Raw genomic sequence first — 18120 nt, 5'->3', positions numbered from 1 at the left:
TAAAATTAAATTTCATGCATTGGCGAAAAAAACTTATTTTAGTTCAACCAAATTTTAACGTCACAAATATTAATTTCGAAAATAAATGGGAGTACTTGTTACCAACGAGACTGTAAAACAATTGTTTCATATTGCGCAGTCTATCGCCAGAGAAAATTATAACGCAACTTACGACGGTCCTCATATTCTGCAGGCTTTAATGCACAAAGATATTGGTCTGAATGAATTTTTAAAAAACATTGATAAAGATCCCGGATATTTTTACGAATGGGCAGATGTGCGTCTTGAAGAATATCCCAAAACTTCTCATTTGCCTTCTGAAGTAAAGGAGGGAGATTCTGTAGATCGGTTACTGGACGAGGCAGACGATATCAGACTTAAATTAGGTCTTGATGAAATTTCACCCATCTGCATTCTCACGGCAATCGTAAAGCCGGAAGTTTCATTTTCGCTTCAGCAATTAAAATCGCTTCCGTTGAGGGAGCATGAAATATTTAATTTATACCGAAAAGATACTCCTTACGAAACTATCGATAACGGCGATTTTTCTTCTTTATTAAATGGCAGCAGTCATTCGGATAATTCGTTTCCATCCATTAAAAATTATTGTGTAGACCGGACAGCACAGGCCCGAAACGGCGAAATTGAAAACATCATCGGCCGTGATAAGGAACTCAGAATGTTGGTCGAAATTCTTTGTAGAAGAACTAAACCTAACGTCATTATCATCGGTGAGCCCGGCGTTGGAAAAACCGCGTTGGTAGAAGGTTTCGCAACGGAAATAATCAAAGGAAATGTTCCGGAAATGCTTAAAAATGCTACACTTTTGGAGCTGGACACCGGCGCTTTGCTCGCAGGAACTTCTTATAAAGGCGAAATTGAAGACCGTCTGAAAAAAGTAATCAATGAATGCAAGAAAATTGAAAAAGCAGTTTTATTTATTGATGAAATCCACGCGCTTCTCGATCCGAAAGGAAGCATCGGAAATATCGGAAATATTCTGAAACCTGAATTGGCACGAGGCGAAATCACCGTCATCGGAGCAACCACTCAGGAGGAATACAGAAAAATTATAGAGCCCGAACAGGCTTTCAACAGAAGGTTTGAAGTTTTAACCGTTTTGGAACCTGATGAAAAAACCTGTGTTAAAATGATTGATGTTCTTCTGGACGGTTACAAAAAACACCACGGAATTGAAGTTGATAAAACTGCTCTTCCGGAATGTGTACGTTTGGCAAAACGCTATTCTAAAGGTAAAAAACTGCCTGATGCCGCAATTGATCTTTTAGACAGAACGATGGCTGCCATCAAAATGCTTGACGAGCTTTCAGAAAAAGAACTGGAAAGCTGGAAAACAATCTACGATCAGATTTTAACGGAAGAATATATTGACGAAAAAGATAAAGCCGACGAATTAATCTGGAATTATAATTTATTGAGAGATAAAATAAGTCCGATTTTGTGGGGTTCATTGAGTGAGCAGCCGCAGATTGACAATTCTATGGCTGTAGAGGAAATTCAAAAGATTATTGAGCAGACGTTTGCCGAACTTCTTGAGCATGCCGCCGTGAAAAGAGAAAAAGTAGGCCGTCTGGAACTGGCTGCGGTTATGGCTGCAAAAACCAGCATTCCGATTGGCAAAATTCAGGCTCAGGAAAAGGAGAAACTTCTGAATATGGAAGGTCTTCTGATGAACAGAGTCGTTGGTCAGGATCATGCGCTGAAAATCCTTTCAGATGCCATCGTGGAAAACCGAAGCGGATTAAACAAACCGGGTCAGCCCATCGGTTCATTCTTCCTTTTGGGTCCTACCGGAACAGGAAAAACGGAGCTCGCAAAATCGATGGCAGAACTTCTTTTTAATGACGAAAAAGCGATGGTTCGTTTTGATATGTCTGAATTTAAAGAAGAACATTCTGCGGCACTTTTATACGGTGCGCCTCCGGGTTACGTTGGTTACGAAGAAGGTGGAATGTTGGTCAATAAAATCAGACAGCAGCCTTATACTGTTGTTTTATTTGATGAAATTGAAAAAGCGCATCACTCTGTTTTTGATGTTTTCCTGCAAATTATGGATGAAGGAAAAGTACATGACAAACTTGGGAAGGAGGGCGATTTCAGCAACGCTTTAATCTTATTTACATCAAATATTGGTAGTGAAGAAATTGTAAAACAGTTTGAAGAAGGCAAAATTCCTGAATCAAAATCTCTGATGCAGATCATGTCGAATTCAGGACGTTTCAGACCGGAATTTTTGGCAAGAATTACAGAAATTATTCCTTTTGCACCGATTACAGAATCGATGGCTGAAAGAATTTTCAATATTCAGCTAAAATCACTTCACAATTCTTTATTAAGATTGGGGATGAGTCTGAAAATTTCTGATGAAGCTGTGAAAGGTTTGGCTTTAGGTGGTTTCAGCAGTAAATATGGGGCAAGACAGATTTCCGGAGTAATCCGCTCTCAACTCGCAAGACCCATTTCAAAAATGATCGTAAGAGAAGAGGTAAAAGCCGGACATACCCTCAATGTAGACTGGAATTCTAAAGACGAAAAAATAGTCTGGACAGTTAATTAAATAATTTTGAAAATGCACATCCGATGAAAACGGGATTTAAAATTTTGTTGACTGTAATTTTTACTGCAGGCATTTCGCAATCGGGTTTTTCACAGTTTTTAAATGCTTCGGATACTTCCGAAAGCAGTGTGAGAAAATATCAGAATATCATCAGTTCCAATAAAGAGATTGTTGAATTCATCGAATATTCAATGGTGGAAAAAGGGTTGCCGAGACATTTGCGAAATTTAGCTTTGATTGAATCCAATTTCAACAGAAACATCACTTCAAGTGCCGGCGCAGTGGGCGTTTGGCAGTTTATGAGTGCACACGCTAATCAGTACGGTCTCACAGAAGCACAGCGGAATGATTTATACCGAAGTACAAAAACAGCAGCGATTTCGCTTTCAGATCTTTACCGAAAATATAACAATTGGGTAACGGTTGTCGCTGCGTACAATTGTGGCGAGGGAAACATTGCCAAAGCCATGAGAAATGCAGGTTCTACTCAGTATCATGTGTTTTCAAAATATCTGCCGACTGAAACCGTTAATCATGTTAAAAAATATCTTAACGCCTGTTTTGCTACCGGAGAACTGAATGCTGTACTCACCGATTACAATAATTCGAGAATGAAAAAAGTATTTCTGGATGGCAGCGGAAGCGGAAAAACTTTTTCATCACTTACAGAAACAGAAATCAATGCAGGATTTAATCTGAAAATTGTTGCGGAAGAACTGAACATAGAATATTCTCAACTTATCAGTTGGAATCCTGAGCTGGAAAAACAGCTGCAGGAGGAAGGTGAAGGTTTTCTGAATCTGCCCACTGATCTGATGCCTGATTTTCTTTTAAAAAAGAACAGGATTTTAGGTAGATCTGTGAGAGAGTCTTCCAAAAAAAGTGTAAAATAATCGTAGTTTTATGACATCAAATCGTAGTTCTACTACACTTTTTAAAATTTCATTTAAAATATTTGAAAATCCTGATAAGGCGTTTTACCTTTGGAATACGAAAAATAAAAATCACAAGTTTCATTTAAAAAAATTTACGCTATGGCACTTAATTCAAGAGGAATCTTAAAATTCAACGGAGGAGAAGGACAGAAATTACTAAAGCTGAACTACAGCGTTTCGAGATCAACGGATGTTTCCGGTAGAGTAGCTTCAGACCCATCCAATGCAATCATCAGATTAACAGTGGAAGCAACGGAAAAATCTGACATTCTGGAGTCTTTACTCAACGGAAAATACAAGCCAACCACTGGGGAAATTACTTTCAACAAATCTCACGAAGAAGGAACATTAATTACTTTAAACTGGGAAAACGGTTTTGTTATTCAGCATGAAGTGGATTTTGATGCAACAGATGAAAATTCGATGTACATCAGCTTTGTCGTGAGTGCAGAGAAAATTAACTACGGCAATTCTGCTTACGAAGGTCTTTGGCCAACAAGCTAGAAAACCCATCTTTTCAGTATTAATGTATACAAAAGCAGGGCTGTCAATTTATTTTGACAGTCTTTTTTTTATGTTAAATCATTTTCAATTAATCCCAATCTTCACAAAACTGAAAGATACCTTTTTCTTTACCATAGTATACATTTTTCAATCCCGCATCCCGCATCCCTAACCTCGAACCTCGCATCTGGAATTTTAAATTTTAAATCTTGAATCGCCAGTCGTAGAACTACTACACAAAATCGTAGAACTACTACAAAATCTGAGATAATCGATTTTCAGGATTAATTTTTAAAAATGTGGTTCTATCTTTGGAATACCAAAAACAACAAATCACAAAGTATTAATTTTAAAAAAATTACGTTATGGCACTTAATTCAAGAGGAATCTTAAAATTCAACGGAGGCGAAGGACAAAAATTATTAAAGCTGAATTACAGCGTTTCGAGATCAACGGACGTTTCGGGTAGAGTAGCATCAGATCCTTCCAACGCTTTAATCAGAGTGACTGTAGAAGCTACAGAAAAATCAGACATTCTGGAGTCTTTACTCAACGGAAAATACAAGCCAACCACTGGGGAAATTACTTTCAACAAATCTCATGAAGAAGGAACATTAATCACTTTAAACTGGGAAAACGGATATGTAATTCAGCACGAAGTAGATTTTGACGGTACAGACGAGAACTCAATGTACATCAGTTTCGTTATCAGTGCAGAGCAGATCAATTATGGTAATTCTGCCTACGAAGGTCTTTGGCCGTCTGCATAAAATATAAATCATCAGAGTTTTATAGTTATTAAGGGAACGGAGACTGCCATTTTTATAGGCAGTCTTTTTTGTCTTAGGATTGATAATTATGTTAAATTTTTTTAAAACTTAAAATTGTTGCTGCATAATTTTTTAAAGTTGCCGATAAATAATTACCTTTATTATCACACAATCACAATATTATGACTACAAATCCGGAAAACAGAAACGGGAGCGGTTTCCGTCCGTCCCAAAACGCCGAAAATATATCTGCCCATCAGCATACCGGTATCAACCGTCTTGTAAAACTTTCTCTGGTTATTGATGGTAAAGTGATCCGATATTACAAGCATTTCAGTCTTAAACAAAGTGCCAACCGCCATCATGAATTTAAAATTACCCTTGCTCATGATGCTTTAGGAGGAAGACAGACCCACACTTTGGAAGATGCCCATGAGTTTTTAGGAAAAAGATTAACCGCTGTAATTTCTTATAAAGATGTACAAAACAGCCCTGAAAGAACATTTGTTGGCGTAATTACAGGAGTTTCTTTCAGTCAGGAACAGATGAGCCTTGGAAATATTGTATTGAAAGGTTTCAGTCCGACAATTTTACTGGATGGTGCGCCTCATATTCAGAGTTTTGGAGGCGGAAAGTCTGCAAGCATAGGTATTATCGCTGATGAGGTCATTCAACAAGGTTTAGACAAAAGTAAATTTGATGTGAGAATCGATACCAACGATTACTCGCAGATTGTCTACAGCAGCCAGTATAACGAAACTCATTATAATTATTTGGCTCGAATGGCTGAAGCTTATGGTGAACAGTTTTATTATGACGGTGAAGTGTTGCATTTTGGGAAACTCCCTGCACAGAACTCCCCTGTAAAACTGATTTATGGAAGCAGTGCTCAGGATGTAGAAGTTGAATTAAAAGCTTTGCATACAAAACCACAGTACTACGGCTACAACAGCAGTAAGAATGAAAAATTGACTTCTGGTGCAACGCCGGTGCAGCACGTTGGTGATTTGGCAAAAACGGCCTATCAGCACAATGATTCTATATTCAAAACACCAGCATTACAGGTAGCTCCAATCAAAGCCACCACGAATCTGGATGTGGAATATTCACAGAGAAGTACGTCGGGAAGTGACGCTGTAAATGTATTTTCAGTTTCAGCAAAAACTACTGTTCCTTTTCTTCATCCGGGCTGCATCGCAGATATTCAGATGAGAAAAATTGACAGCAACGAAAGTTCTTATTTTACCAAAATAATGATCACTGAAACAACGCATGAGATTGACACGATTGGTCACTACAGCGGAAGTTTTCAGGGCATTGCAGCCGATACAGGATTTTTACCAAAACCCGATTTCACAGTTCCTGTTGCCTATTATAAACTTCCCTGTTTAAATCTGGGTCGCAGTAACGCATGAGATTGACACGATTGGTCACTACAGCGGAAGTTTTCAGGGCATTGCAGCCGATACAGGATTTTTACCAAAACCCGATTTCACAGTTCCTGTTGCCCAGCCCCAGATTGCCACAGTGATTTCAAACACCGATCCTGAAGGGCAGGGTCGAGTGCAGGTGAGATTTGACTGGCAGATGAATGACACCACCAATTTCATAAGAATGATGAGTCCCGATGCCGGCGGAACAGATCAGGTAACTCAAAACAGAGGTTACGTGGCTATTTGATTTTCTTACCAATGATTTACCTCGCAATGCTATATACGGGAGGAGAGGTAATTTTTCAGGCTGAGATTTGACTGGCAGATGAATGACACCACCAATTTCATAAGAATGATGAGTCCCGATGCCGGCGGAACAGATCAGGTAACTCAAAACAGAGGTTACGTGGCTATWCCCGAAGTCGGTGATCAGGTGATGGTCAATTTCGTRCACAACCATCCAGACCGACCTTTCGTAATGGGAGGAATGTTCCAYGGRGGYACWGCTTTAGGCGGTTTTGCTGATAACAGAGTGAAATCTATTATGACGAGAAGCGGGCATAAAGTGGTCTTTACGGAAGATGAAAGTATTATTATTACAGATAAAAGCGGTAATGAAATTCATCTGGATACAACGGGAAGCAATATNAGAAGCGGGCATAAAGTGGTCTTTACGGAAGATGAAAGTATTATTATTACAGATAAAAGCGGTAATGAAATTCATCTGGATACAACGGGAAGCAATATCAATATTACGGCACCTGAGACGATGACTTTGAACTGTAAGAATATGTTTATTAATGTTGCCGAAAATATGACAACCACTGTAGGTAGAGACCAGTCTGACACCATTGGCATGAACAGAAGCCAGAGTATTGGAATGAATGCCACGCAAAGTGTGGGTGCGATGAAAATGACTTCTGTGTTGGGAGATACGAGTATGTTTATTACGGGAAAACTGACGGAGATGATTGAGGGTGATGTGCATAGNAAAGTGTGGGTGCGATGAAAATGACTTCTGTGTTGGGAGATACGAGTATGTTTATTACGGGAAAACTGACGGAGATGATTGAGGGTGATGTGCATAGTGAGACAAAGATGGAGAGGAATGAGGTTAGTGATGGGAAGATTGTGACCCAAAGTGCGGGAACGAATGAGCAGCATTCTGATAAGATTGTAAAAAATAATAGCTCTGAAAAGAGTAATAATTTCTAAACAGTTATCTCCATGAGCAGAACAAGAATTGTAAAGGGAAATATTACGAAAGTTGTAGGCGGAAATTATAAAAGATATTCTAATGATAATATTGAAAATATCGGTTCTAAAGTAATACAAGTTGGTAACGAAAGTGGAGTGAGTTATGGGATAAATGAAGATCGACCTAAACCCCCTATTCTCAATTTTACAGTACCAATTTTAAGCGGTGATGTTATTTTTTGCAATGGCTATTTAAGCAGTCCTAAGAAAAATCCAGGCTCATATTTAAATGTAATTATGGATAAAGTTCCCGATGATCCCGCTCAAAATCCATTTCGAGGTGCAAATATGAATGAAAAGCGGATTACAGATAATATTGATTTCTATACTAATGGTGAGCTAGAGATGGATAATAGGCAAGGAGGAGGTACTTTGTATAGTGATCCTAATTATGAGTCAACTGAAAATTATCGTTGGATTTTCGCAGCAAAAGAAAAGTTTGAAGGATATTGGGAGGGGTATGATAATGTCACAAAAAAAAGATATTCTCAGATTTTCAAAGAGTATTTTCATGCTCAGGGAAATGCTCATTTCATTAATGGTTCACATGGTTTACAGTCATCAGGTGCACATAGGGTAGAACATGGTATCGCACAAGGTTATGCTTGGGCTAAAAGAAAATGGAATATCAAAGAAAAGTCAGTTATAGAAAATCAGAAAGAGCAAAACCCAGGAATTGCTAGTTATTCTCCAGATTACAAGCCGATCACTGTTGTAGGGCACAGTCAAGGTGCTGCTATTGCTGCAGGAACAGCACTCGGAATTATTTATTATGCTTATGAAATGGGTTGGGAAGAGATTCCAATCAACATCATGTTTTTAGGCACTCATCAGCCTCAGGGACTTTATGGAGAAGATTACACGCAATTCAAAAATTATTATTTTGAAGATTTTATTAAAGAATGGGTTTTAGAATGGATAGGTGATATTTTTACCAAAGAAAAATTATATCAAAATCAAGGTATTTATGAGAAGATGAACGAACTCTTGGGAGATAATTCTTGGGGAGGACTTATTGATAGGGCGGTACAATTTACTTTTCCCAATGATAGGGCCTTGTTTGTTACGAGAATGGGAGATATTCCTAATGTGAAAAATGCTTGTAACGAAAAAGATAATCTACAGTTTGCAAGTTGGATGTACGTGAAGAAAGATGCTCCGGAAGGATTCTTCGAAGAAGAAGGCTATCATTTCCCAAAAAGACTCTTGGATAAAGCCTTTAACCCAAATGGAAGCATCAATGAAAGTGCTCCAACATTTAGACAATGCGTAAAAACATACTGGAAAACATATTATCAGTATAAAACCTATCGCGATTCTACAGTTGCTAATCCTTCTAAAAAATATGAACCGGCAAAATATAAAATCCCTATAATCAGCCAGGTTTTGCCGGATTGGTTTCACACGATTTTAGATCAAGCTATTTCAAAAGCAGAAGGGGTAAAAAAATCTCTTTACATGAAAAGTGAATTGTACCGTCTTAAGCTCAATGCATTAATCGCTTTTGAAAAAGTTCATAATATGGAATTGCAGGCACATTTTGCCCCTGTCGGTTTGATGTTTAACCAAGGTGTACTTTCAGATTGGGATCAGTATCAAAATCAAACGATTTGGGATAGAGTAAAAGAAACCGGAAAAGATTTGTTTTACAGATTAGATTACTCTTCTGGCGCAAGCTTAGATCAAAAGAGACAAGAAGAAAAAGCTTTTGTAGAGGGTAAAGGTAAATCTCTATTGGTAAAAACCAGCATTGCCAATACTGCGGGGATTAAAAAATGGATAAATCAAGCCAAAGAAGAACTGAAAGTTGAAAACCATTGGTATACCAGTATTGTAGATTGGGCAAGAGGTGACAAAGAATATAACGGCTCCGGCTGGGCACACGGTGCAAGACAAAGTCTGGCAAAATCTATTGGTTTTACAGATGGAAACATAGATAATCTTTTTGAAGCAGGAATTTATTCTATGCTACAAAGTGGAGAGGTAATTATAACAAATGATAGTAAACTTGCTCAAAAATTAACTAAAGATTCAGCTTTAGTAGAAAGAGAAAATTTTATTGCTTCTCAAATATTACAAGATTCCAGATATTTAAAAGAAGATTTTAAGTACGTGTATGATGGAAAAAAAGGATTGCAGTTTGGAGGAAAAAGAGCAAACGGAGATATGTTAGATCAATTTAAAAATCCATTTAGTGCTAAATATAGAGATACATGGAAAGTAGCGGCTAATGAACTTACTTGGCTAATCAGAAGTGCTAGTGTTTCATCAAGAGCAGAAGTATTTAAAAATGGAAATGTGAAAATTTTTCATTCATTTGAAGATACATTTGATTTGCGAGCCTCTGAAAACGGTTCAAGAAGTATAGAATATGACGTTGTAAACATTATTACAGGTTTTCTTTATCATGACATTGCTGGAGGGAATGACTTGATGAAAGTAATTGCAAACTGGAGTAATAAATACACAAGGGAAGAAATCGAATGGAAAGCTAATTTTGATAAAAAAATTAAAAAAATGTTGGATAATATGCAACAAAAACAAGATTCTTTGAGGCAGGAATATAATAGAATGGATTTATATAACAGAACCGCATTTCCATTTGGAAATTAAAAAAAATAGTATGAAAAAAATATTTTTATTAACATTATGTACAGTAATTTTAATAAGTTGTCAAAAAACAAAAAAAATGAAAGACAAGCTATTCCCTGAAAGACCCTATGAAGAAGCAAATATTGATAAATTTTATTGGTCAGACAGTGGCTGGGATTATACAATGGTTCCTTTAATCAAACCTTTTCAATTAATTAAGCTGCAAGGAAGTAAAGACTGGGAGTTATCGACAGGGTTTAATAGATTTGGAGAGATAGGCGTTTATAATATCAATAGTTTTAATGTTAATAAATATTATATTTATGGACATAAGGCATCCGAAATAAATGAATCTGACTCTAATTATAATATAGTAGAATATTGGTATATAATTGATCTTAGAAAAGGAGTCAAAATTGAAGATTCTGCTTTGGTTAAATTAGACAAAGAATCGGATTTTCAAGCAAAACTCAAAGAACTTAATCTTCCAGAAACTTTTCTAAATCCTGATGAAGTGTATGAACAATATAAACAAAACCCTGTTTTACTTTGGTTTCCGGAGGATATTAAAAAGCAATTAGAAGAAATAAATAAACAGAAATAATTGTGTTATGATAGAAGTTATTATATTGTTCGCTATTTTAGGATTTATTTTTTTATTCGTTTTGTATGCAACTTTATGCTTTTGTTCAAGAAGAAAAAAAGGAAAGGGAGTAGAAGTTGGCAAGATTGTACAAGACGAGAATAATGTTTTGCATGTGTAATTAATTTTTAATAAAGATTTTAAAGACAATATTACAGTAAAGGTAAAATACATCGAGGGTGAAGAACTAGGAAGAGCCATAAATTATATCGAAGAAAAAGAAGAACAGGCAGAATATAAATCGTTTATTTTTAATCAGATTAGAGACGTTCAAGCACAATCCAAAATATTTATTGAATAACAGAAACATTGGATTTTACTTTTAAAAGTGAACAGTTTCTTAATAACTCAAACAAGATTCAATTTCTCCTAAACGTTTGCTGAGTACCGATGCAGCCGGAATGGACCAAGTTACGCAAAACAGAGGTTACGTGGCTATACCCGAAGTCGGTGATCAGGTGATGGTCAATTTCGTACACAACCATCCAGACCGACCTTTCGTAATGGGAGGAATGTTCCAAATGATGAGTCCCGATGCCGGCGGAACAGATCAGGTAACTCAAAACAGAGGTTACGTGGCTATWCCCGAAGTCGGTGATCAGGTGATGGTCAATTTCGTACACAACCATCCAGACCGACCTTTCGTAATGGGAGGAATGTTCCAYGGRGGYACAGCTTTAGGCGGTTTTGCTGATAACAGAGTGAAATCCATTATGACCAGAAGCGGGCATAAAGTGGTCTTTACGGAAGATGAAAGTATTATTATTACAGATAAAAGCGGTAATGAAATTNGCTTTAGGCGGTTTTGCTGATAACAGAGTGAAATCCATTATGACCAGAAGCGGGCATAAAGTGGTCTTTACGGAAGATGAAAGTATTATTATTACAGATAAAAGCGGTAATGAAATTCATCTGGATACGACTGGAAGCAATATCAATATTACGGCACCTGAGACAATGACTTTGAACTGTAAGAATATGTTTATTAATGTTGCCGAAAACATGACAACCACGGTAGGTAGAGACCAGTCTGACACCATTGGCATGAACAGAAGCCAGAGTATTGGAATGAATGCCATGCAAAGTGTGGGTGCGATGAAAATGACTTCTGTGTTGGGAGATACGAGTATGTTTATTACGGGAAAACTGACGGAGATGATTGAGGGTGATGTGCATAGTGAGACAAAGAAGAACATGTTTGGTGGAAGTTTCCAAAGGTTCAGAAGCNAAGCCAGAGTATTGGAATGAATGCCATGCAAAGTGTGGGTGCGATGAAAATGACTTCTGTGTTGGGAGATACGAGTATGTTTATTACGGGAAAACTGACGGAGATGATTGAGGGGGATGTGCATAGTGAGACAAAGATGGAGAGGAATGAGGTTAGTGATGGGAAGATTGTAACCCAAAGTACGGGAACGAATGAGCAGCATTCTGATAAAATTGTAAAAAATAATAGCTCTGAAAAGAGTAATAATTTCTAAACAGTTATCCCCATGAGCAGAACGAGAATTGTAAAGGGAAATATTACAAAAGTTATTGGTGGAGATTACAAACGGTATTCAAAAGATGATATCGAGAATATTGGAAGTAATGTAATCCAGATCGGCAAAGAAGGAGGTGTGAGTTATGGAGAACCGGAGAAATATGTTCCTCCACCCCTAAGCATTGTTGAAAGTAAATACAAGTTAGTAAGTACCTATGCTCATGATCAATTATCTTCGTTAGCTAAAGAATTAGATGAGATACCTTTTATGTGTTTTATGATTGGTGTTTTTGGTGAAGAAATTGAAGCTTCAGCTTTAAGTAAATTATATAGAGGTTTAAGCGATAAATCTATAACATCTCCCGAAATTATAGTTACACACTTACCTGTAAACGGGAGAAAAGCTAACTACAGCAATCACCAAAAAAAAATATTGGTGTGGGAGCACACCGTGGATTTGGCTGTAAATGATAATGATGCTCGTGCAGAACTTATGGCGATGTTGGTGGAAGAATACGGACATCATATCGATAACCTTTTAAGAACCGAATTAGCAAACAAAGGAAAAAAAGATACTGATTACATTGATGAAGGTGCAAAATTCGCTTATGCTTTATTCAATTTTGATATTATTAATGAAAGCTTTCTCAATTATGCGAGGGCAGAAACACCAAAATATACTGGAGATTTAATTATTGATTTTTCTACCATACACACTCAAATTAAAAAGTACGTAAACGAAGAAAAACAATACGATGCAAACCCCGACGAAGACGAAGATGGCTTTGGGGCAGGTTTTGAAGCAGGAATGCATGGCGGTATTGAAAGGGAGGCTTTAGGAGAACTTGTTAAAAATAAAGAGCTTAATGATACAGAAGTTAAACAAATATATTATGGCAATTGGCTACGAGATTATTCGCAGGTGGTACTGGAGAGTACTGTACGTTTGGAAAAACAGGATATCGATAAAATAAAACAGACCAATACCAAACATCTGAATGATTTGCTCAAAAGCAATCCTTACAAACTATCGCATGATGCGTGGATAAAGATTCTGGAAATTTTGGCAACTAAAGAATTTATGTTTGGGGAAGAGAATAAATTTGTACATGATTATAGAACGCATCTGGAAGATTTTAGGAAAATCTATGGCAATCTTACGAAAGATATTTTAGGAATTTATCGTCCCGAAGAACACATAGATAATCCAAAACAATTAGAAGATTTTAGTAGCTTAAGTATTTCTTTTCAATATGAATATGCTAAAGGGCAAAAAACCACTTTGAATTTATATAAAGGGGAATTGGCAAAATCTTTAGAGATCAATCCTACATTTAATATGAAAAGGTTTATCATAGATAATGATATACCAGATAGACCTTCTTCAGATACTTATATGAGTCAGCAGTTGCAGTTGGCAGTACAATATGGTAAAAACAAAGATGGTTTCCGTCATTTGGGAGCTGCTTTTCATGTGTTAGAAGATTATTTCTCCCATTCAAATTTTGTAGAACTTTCACTTATAAAGGTTGGGCAACAGCTTCTTCATCAGGATAAAAATAGCGCTTTAGGAAAAGATCTTCAGCTTGTTTATCCTTGGGTAGAAGGAATGCAGGGGAAAGATTATAAAACAATCCCAATAGTGACTGGCAAATTTTTGAAAGATGATACTGCAGCAAGTGTTTTGCCTAAGGTAGGAGATAAAATGTTCCCTGTAGGAATACAAAAATATGAACAAAGAAAATCGGGAGACCGAACCTTTGAAGACGCATTCATACTTACTACTTTAGAAGATCTTTCTACAGGGCAGCAATCCGATGGTTTAGAAACAGATCCTGTCTACATGGGAATGAAAACCTCCGAATGGCTTTCTATGTATAATACTTATTTATATTTAATCGATCAAAAATCAGCAGCAATAGGATGGATGGGTAAAATAGGAACGGTGTTAGACAAAGGAATGAGTTACATGGGAGATAGTTTGAAAACTTTCACAAATATTGGTTTCAATTTATTCTTAAGCTCTGTAGATGAAGATACAAAAGAAGAGCAAACGCACAATAGTAACAAAAATTACGGCAATAATCCTACCCATACTCAAATTGCCAAAGATGCCACCAACCACCCTCTTAATCCTATTGCATCACAATTGGCTAAAATCGCAGTAAAAGATGTAGCAGAACGCGTCTTGAAAATATGGAAAACAGGAAATGACCCTACAGGAGAGGCTTTAGTTAAATATGTTACAAATAAATATACCATACACCCAATGTATAATAATGCGACTTGGGCAGATGTAGTGGTAAAAGGCTGGGCATCCTCTAATTATAAAAATACAGACATTATTAAGAGAATCCAAAGTGCCACTATATATGATCACGCCCACAAAGTAACCCAAAGGGTAATAAGCAACGAGAAAATCCAAGAAATTTTAAAATATTTTCAATGATGAAACAAATTATTATATTATTTTTTCTAATGAGTTTATTATTACAATGTCAAACCAAAAACGAACCTATGCCAACAACCGATTTTTATATAAGTGAACAAAAAATAACTTACAAAAACCAAGATTTACCTTTTGGAAAACCTGTGGAAGATTGGGTGAAGATTTTTGGTAAGTATAGCAGAAGACCTTTTAAAAGTATATATGTATGGGATAAATTAGGGATTCATATTTCAGAATCAGATGAAAGTGAAGATATTGATGAACTCCATATTTTCTTTATGAATCTGGATAGTCCCTTAGCTGAAGAAGGGGTATTGGATTTTGCTGAAGGATATTACATGAACACTGATAAAAATCCCAAAAACTATGAATATCCTTATACCATCTATACAAAACCTATTAATGTTGAAGGTGCTGAAGTAAAACAAGGGATGAAAATATCGGAAATAAATAAAGAAAGAGAATCAAAAGATTTAGAACCCATCAGTTATATAGATGCCAATATGAACGGCAAAGTTGAACAGGGGCCAGAAGAAGAAGCCAACGGTTATTTCAGTAATTATGGTGCAAAAAATAATCCCCAACAACAAAGAGAAGAAGAAAAAAAGAATTTTTATCATATTATGTTTCGCCAAACTTCTGGGGAAGTAGAATATATTAGAATTGTACAAGATAAGGGGCAGGAATATTTTAAGTATTAATCGGTAAAGAATCTTAAACTATTTTAATGAAACGCTTCATCCTACTTTTCCTATTAATGATTGTGTTGCTCCAATGTCAAACCAAAAAAGAACCTATGCCAACAACCGATTTTTATATAAGTGACAAAAAATAACTTACAAAAACCAAGATTTACCTTTTGGTAAACCTGTAGAAGAATGGGTGAAGATTTTTGGAAAATATGATAGAGTATTTCAAACGAGCGTTTATGTATGGGATCAATTAGGAATTTCTGTGCAAGTTGCATGGGGAGATAGACCTTCATTTAATAAAGAAACAGATGAAGAAATTGCTAAAGAAGCACTATCCACACCAATTGGAGAGCTTCATCTTTTCTTTATGAATTTGGAAAGTCCCTTGGCGGAAGAAGGGGTATTAGATTATGCTGAAGGATTTTATATGAAAACAGACAAAGATCCGAAAAACTACGTATACCCTTTTACCATTTATAAAAAACCAATTAATGTTGAAGGTGCTGAAGTAAAAATTGGGATGAAAATATCGGATATCAACGAAGAGAGAGAATCAAGAGATTTAGAACCCATCAGTTATGTCGATGCCGATAGGAATTCGAAACACGAGGGTGGTGCTCTTACAACCGACTCTAATTGATACTTTAGCAATTATGGAAATGGTTCACAAACTCCACAAGAAAAATTAAAAACAGCTTTTTATCATATTATGTTTCGCCAAACTTCCGGAGAGGTGGAATATATTAGAATTGTACAAGATAAAGGGCAAGAGTATTTTCAGTATTAATGAGTGAAATTTTAAACTATTTTAATGAAACGCTTCATCCTACTTTTCCTATTTATGATTGTGTTGCTGCAATATCAAACCAAAAAAGAACCTATGACAGCAACCGATTTTTATATTAGTGAACAAAAAATAACCTATAAGGTCAGGATTTACCTTTTGGAGAACCTGTGGAAGAATGGGTGAAGATTTTGGTAAGTATAGTAGAAGACCTTTTAAAAGTATATATGTATGGATAAATTAGGGATTCATATTTCACAATCAGATGACAGTGAGGATATTGATGAACTCCATATTTTTTTTATGAATTTAGAAAGTCCTTTAGCAGAAGAAGGAGTCTTGGATTTTGCTGAAGGATATTACATGAACACTGATAAAAATCCCAAAAACTATGAATATCCTTTTACCATCTATACAAAACCGCTTAATATAGAAGGAGCCGAAGTAAAAAAAGGGATGAAAATATCGGAAATTAATAAAGAAAGAGAATCAAAAGATTTAGAACCCATCAGTTATATAGATGCCAATATGAACGGCAAAGTTGAACAGGGGCCAGAAGAAGAAACCAATGGTTATTTCAGTAATTATGGAGCAAAAAATAATCCCCAACAACAAAGAGAAGAAGAAAAAAAGAATTTTCATCATATTATGTTTCGCCAAACTTCTGGGACCTTCTTGACCTTCTCCCAAAAAATAGGATCAATTAAACGTAGAGATTTTTCGAGAAATAATTAATTTTAAACAAAGAAAAATCTAATGAAAAAGAGCAGAATTACAGAGAGTCAGATCATTTTTGCATTGAAGCAGTCTGTTATAATGTAGGGTACATAAAATACTCTAATGGCTGGAATTACGAAAGTGAAAATAATGAAGATATAGAATTTAAAGAAACTTCTGCANGAAGCAGTCTGTTATAATGTAGGGTACATAAAATACTCTAATGGCTGGAATTACGAAAGTGAAAATAATGAAGATATAGAATTTAAAGAAACTTCTGCACACGAAGTTGGTCATGAGATACTCAAATCTTATGGAGGAACAGTGTATTCATACGGACATAAAGGAAGCGTAAATGTGGTAACCCAAGACAATAGTAATAGTTCAACAAATTATCCCGGCACTGGTGAAATAGATATAATGCCTTACTACAATAATTATATACCAATTTCAGAAAGGAAAAGAATGTCAGCAGCCGAAAAAGATGTTCTTAGTTTAATATGGTTAACTAAATTAAAAATAAGATAATTATGAGTGGAAACTTCTTGAATATTTTTTTAATATTTTTTTTAAATTCTTGCAATTCCGTACCAAAATTTTACGAAGGATTAATTTTCAGTAGAGAGAAAAAACCTTTAGCCAATATCAAGGTCTGTGAAATAAATACAAATAAATGTACTTACACTGATAACAAAGGTTACTTTAAACTTGAAAAAGAAAAAAGTTCTATAAATGATTTAATAGTCTATTCTGGTAACAAACCGGTAGATACTATCAAAACCTTTTGGAATCAGCATGGTGAGAAAATGAATTATTCTTTTGTTGAGGGAAAAAAAGATACTCTGTTCATCAATGTCCAGTAGGCATTTCATAATAATATCTGTTTGGAAAACTAAAAAATAGTATTAGAAATTTCAGCTTTTCGTTTTAATAAGAAAGCCTACATTCACAATAATAATATTTTTGTTAGGTCTTCTCTGAAAGTAACTGTAATTAAAGCAACCAATCTTGGTGTTGAATATTCACAAAAAAGCACCTCATGAAGTGAGGCGGTGAATGTCCTTGTAGTTTCAGSRAAAACTACTGYTCCTTTTCTTCATCCGGGCTGCATCGCAGATATTCAGATGASAAAAATTGACAGCAACGAAAGTTYTTATTTTACCAAAATAATGATCACTGAAACRACGCATGAGATTGACACGATTGGTCACTACAGCGGAAGTTTTCAGGGCATTGCAGCCGATACAGGATTTTTACCAAAACCCGATTTCACAGTTCCTGTT

General features: G+C 35.9%; 11 protein-coding genes and 5 pseudogenes. All 16 read left to right on the top strand.

Features of this window, described 5'->3' with window-relative positions; translation table 11 throughout:
- The first annotated feature begins 85 nt into the window (after nt 1-85).
- The 16 genes and pseudogenes from ASG31_RS17610 (at nt 86) to ASG31_RS17530 (ending at nt 17700) form a co-directional block, all read left to right on the top strand.
- Entirely contained in the window at nt 86-2578 is a 2493-nt protein-coding gene (locus ASG31_RS17610) for an ATP-dependent Clp protease ATP-binding subunit (protein WP_056035946.1), read from the top strand.
- Nucleotides 2579-2601: 23 nt separating this feature from the next.
- Complete coding sequence (locus tag ASG31_RS17605; protein WP_056035943.1) at nt 2602-3471, top strand: lytic transglycosylase domain-containing protein; 870 nt, start codon at nt 2602-2604, stop codon at nt 3469-3471.
- Nucleotides 3472-3612: 141 nt separating this feature from the next.
- Nucleotides 3613-4017, top strand: a complete 405-nt coding sequence (tssD, locus tag ASG31_RS17600; RefSeq protein ID WP_056035940.1) for a type VI secretion system tube protein TssD — start codon at nt 3613-3615, stop codon at nt 4015-4017.
- Between the two features lie 365 nt (nt 4018-4382).
- Nucleotides 4383-4787, top strand: coding sequence for a type VI secretion system tube protein TssD (tssD, locus tag ASG31_RS17595; protein WP_056035938.1), 405 nt, complete (start codon nt 4383-4385; stop codon nt 4785-4787).
- Nucleotides 4788-4969: 182 nt separating this feature from the next.
- A pseudogene (locus ASG31_RS19210) lies at nt 4970-6868 on the top strand (phage baseplate assembly protein V); the annotation flags it as partial.
- Between the two features lie 121 nt (nt 6869-6989).
- A pseudogene (locus ASG31_RS19205) lies at nt 6990-7210 on the top strand (bacteriophage T4 gp5 trimerisation domain-containing protein); the annotation flags it as partial.
- A 237-nt stretch (nt 7211-7447) separates the two neighbouring features.
- Nucleotides 7448-10090 carry a hypothetical protein gene (locus ASG31_RS17575; protein ID WP_056035928.1) on the top strand — a complete coding sequence of 881 codons (2643 nt, stop codon included), beginning with the start codon at nt 7448-7450 and terminating at the stop codon, nt 10088-10090.
- A gap of 10 nt (nt 10091-10100) precedes the next feature.
- A complete protein-coding gene (locus ASG31_RS17570) occupies nt 10101-10673 on the top strand; it encodes a hypothetical protein (protein WP_131725581.1) in 573 nt (190 codons plus the stop codon).
- A gap of 413 nt (nt 10674-11086) precedes the next feature.
- Nucleotides 11087-11503: pseudogene (locus ASG31_RS18995) on the top strand (phage baseplate assembly protein V); the annotation flags it as partial.
- A 40-nt stretch (nt 11504-11543) separates the two neighbouring features.
- Nucleotides 11544-11939 (top strand): annotated as a pseudogene (locus tag ASG31_RS19200) (bacteriophage T4 gp5 trimerisation domain-containing protein); the annotation flags it as partial.
- A gap of 266 nt (nt 11940-12205) precedes the next feature.
- A complete protein-coding gene (locus ASG31_RS17550) occupies nt 12206-14644 on the top strand; it encodes an HET-C-related protein (RefSeq protein WP_056035913.1) in 2439 nt (812 codons plus the stop codon).
- Nucleotides 14641-15345: a hypothetical protein gene (locus tag ASG31_RS17545; protein WP_131725579.1), complete on the top strand. Its 705-nt coding sequence runs from the start codon at nt 14641-14643 to the stop codon at nt 15343-15345. Before ASG31_RS17550 ends, ASG31_RS17545 begins: the two co-directional genes overlap by 4 nt.
- A 181-nt stretch (nt 15346-15526) precedes the next feature.
- Nucleotides 15527-15976 carry a hypothetical protein gene (locus ASG31_RS17540; protein ID WP_056035907.1) on the top strand — a complete coding sequence of 150 codons (450 nt, stop codon included), beginning with the start codon at nt 15527-15529 and terminating at the stop codon, nt 15974-15976.
- Nucleotides 15977-16351: 375 nt separating this feature from the next.
- Complete coding sequence (locus tag ASG31_RS17535) at nt 16352-16855, top strand: hypothetical protein (RefSeq protein ID WP_056035904.1); 504 nt, start codon at nt 16352-16354, stop codon at nt 16853-16855.
- A 165-nt stretch (nt 16856-17020) separates the two neighbouring features.
- Nucleotides 17021-17365 (top strand): annotated as a pseudogene (locus ASG31_RS18815) (hypothetical protein); the annotation flags it as partial.
- A 2-nt stretch (nt 17366-17367) separates the two neighbouring features.
- On the top strand, nt 17368-17700 hold the full coding sequence (locus tag ASG31_RS17530; protein WP_056035901.1) for a hypothetical protein: 333 nt from the start codon (nt 17368-17370) through the stop codon (nt 17698-17700).
- The last annotated feature ends 420 nt before the right edge of the window (nt 17701-18120 follow it).

It is taken from the genome of Chryseobacterium sp. Leaf404 (assembly GCF_001424145.1).
In the GTDB taxonomy this organism is placed as follows: domain Bacteria; phylum Bacteroidota; class Bacteroidia; order Flavobacteriales; family Weeksellaceae; genus Chryseobacterium.
The sequence above is the reverse complement of the archived record's forward strand: the minus strand, read 5'-3'. Positions and strand labels throughout refer to the sequence as shown.

Excerpts from the sequence above, each read along its gene's own strand:
- ASG31_RS17610 (WP_056035946.1), top strand. The coding sequence starts at position 86 with ATGGGAGTACTTGTTACCAACGAGACTGTAAAACAATTGTTTCATATT.
- ASG31_RS17605 (WP_056035943.1), top strand. The coding sequence starts at position 2,602 with ATGAAAACGGGATTTAAAATTTTGTTGACTGTAATTTTTACTGCAGGC.
- tssD (WP_056035940.1), top strand. The coding sequence starts at position 3,613 with ATGGCACTTAATTCAAGAGGAATCTTAAAATTCAACGGAGGAGAAGGA.
- tssD (WP_056035938.1), top strand. The coding sequence starts at position 4,383 with ATGGCACTTAATTCAAGAGGAATCTTAAAATTCAACGGAGGCGAAGGA.
- ASG31_RS17575 (WP_056035928.1), top strand. The coding sequence starts at position 7,448 with ATGAGCAGAACAAGAATTGTAAAGGGAAATATTACGAAAGTTGTAGGC.
- ASG31_RS17570 (WP_131725581.1), top strand. The coding sequence starts at position 10,101 with ATGAAAAAAATATTTTTATTAACATTATGTACAGTAATTTTAATAAGT.
- ASG31_RS17550 (WP_056035913.1), top strand. The coding sequence starts at position 12,206 with ATGAGCAGAACGAGAATTGTAAAGGGAAATATTACAAAAGTTATTGGT.
- ASG31_RS17545 (WP_131725579.1), top strand. The coding sequence starts at position 14,641 with ATGATGAAACAAATTATTATATTATTTTTTCTAATGAGTTTATTATTA.
- ASG31_RS17535 (WP_056035904.1), top strand. The coding sequence starts at position 16,352 with ATGGATAAATTAGGGATTCATATTTCACAATCAGATGACAGTGAGGAT.
- ASG31_RS17530 (WP_056035901.1), top strand. The coding sequence starts at position 17,368 with ATGAGTGGAAACTTCTTGAATATTTTTTTAATATTTTTTTTAAATTCT.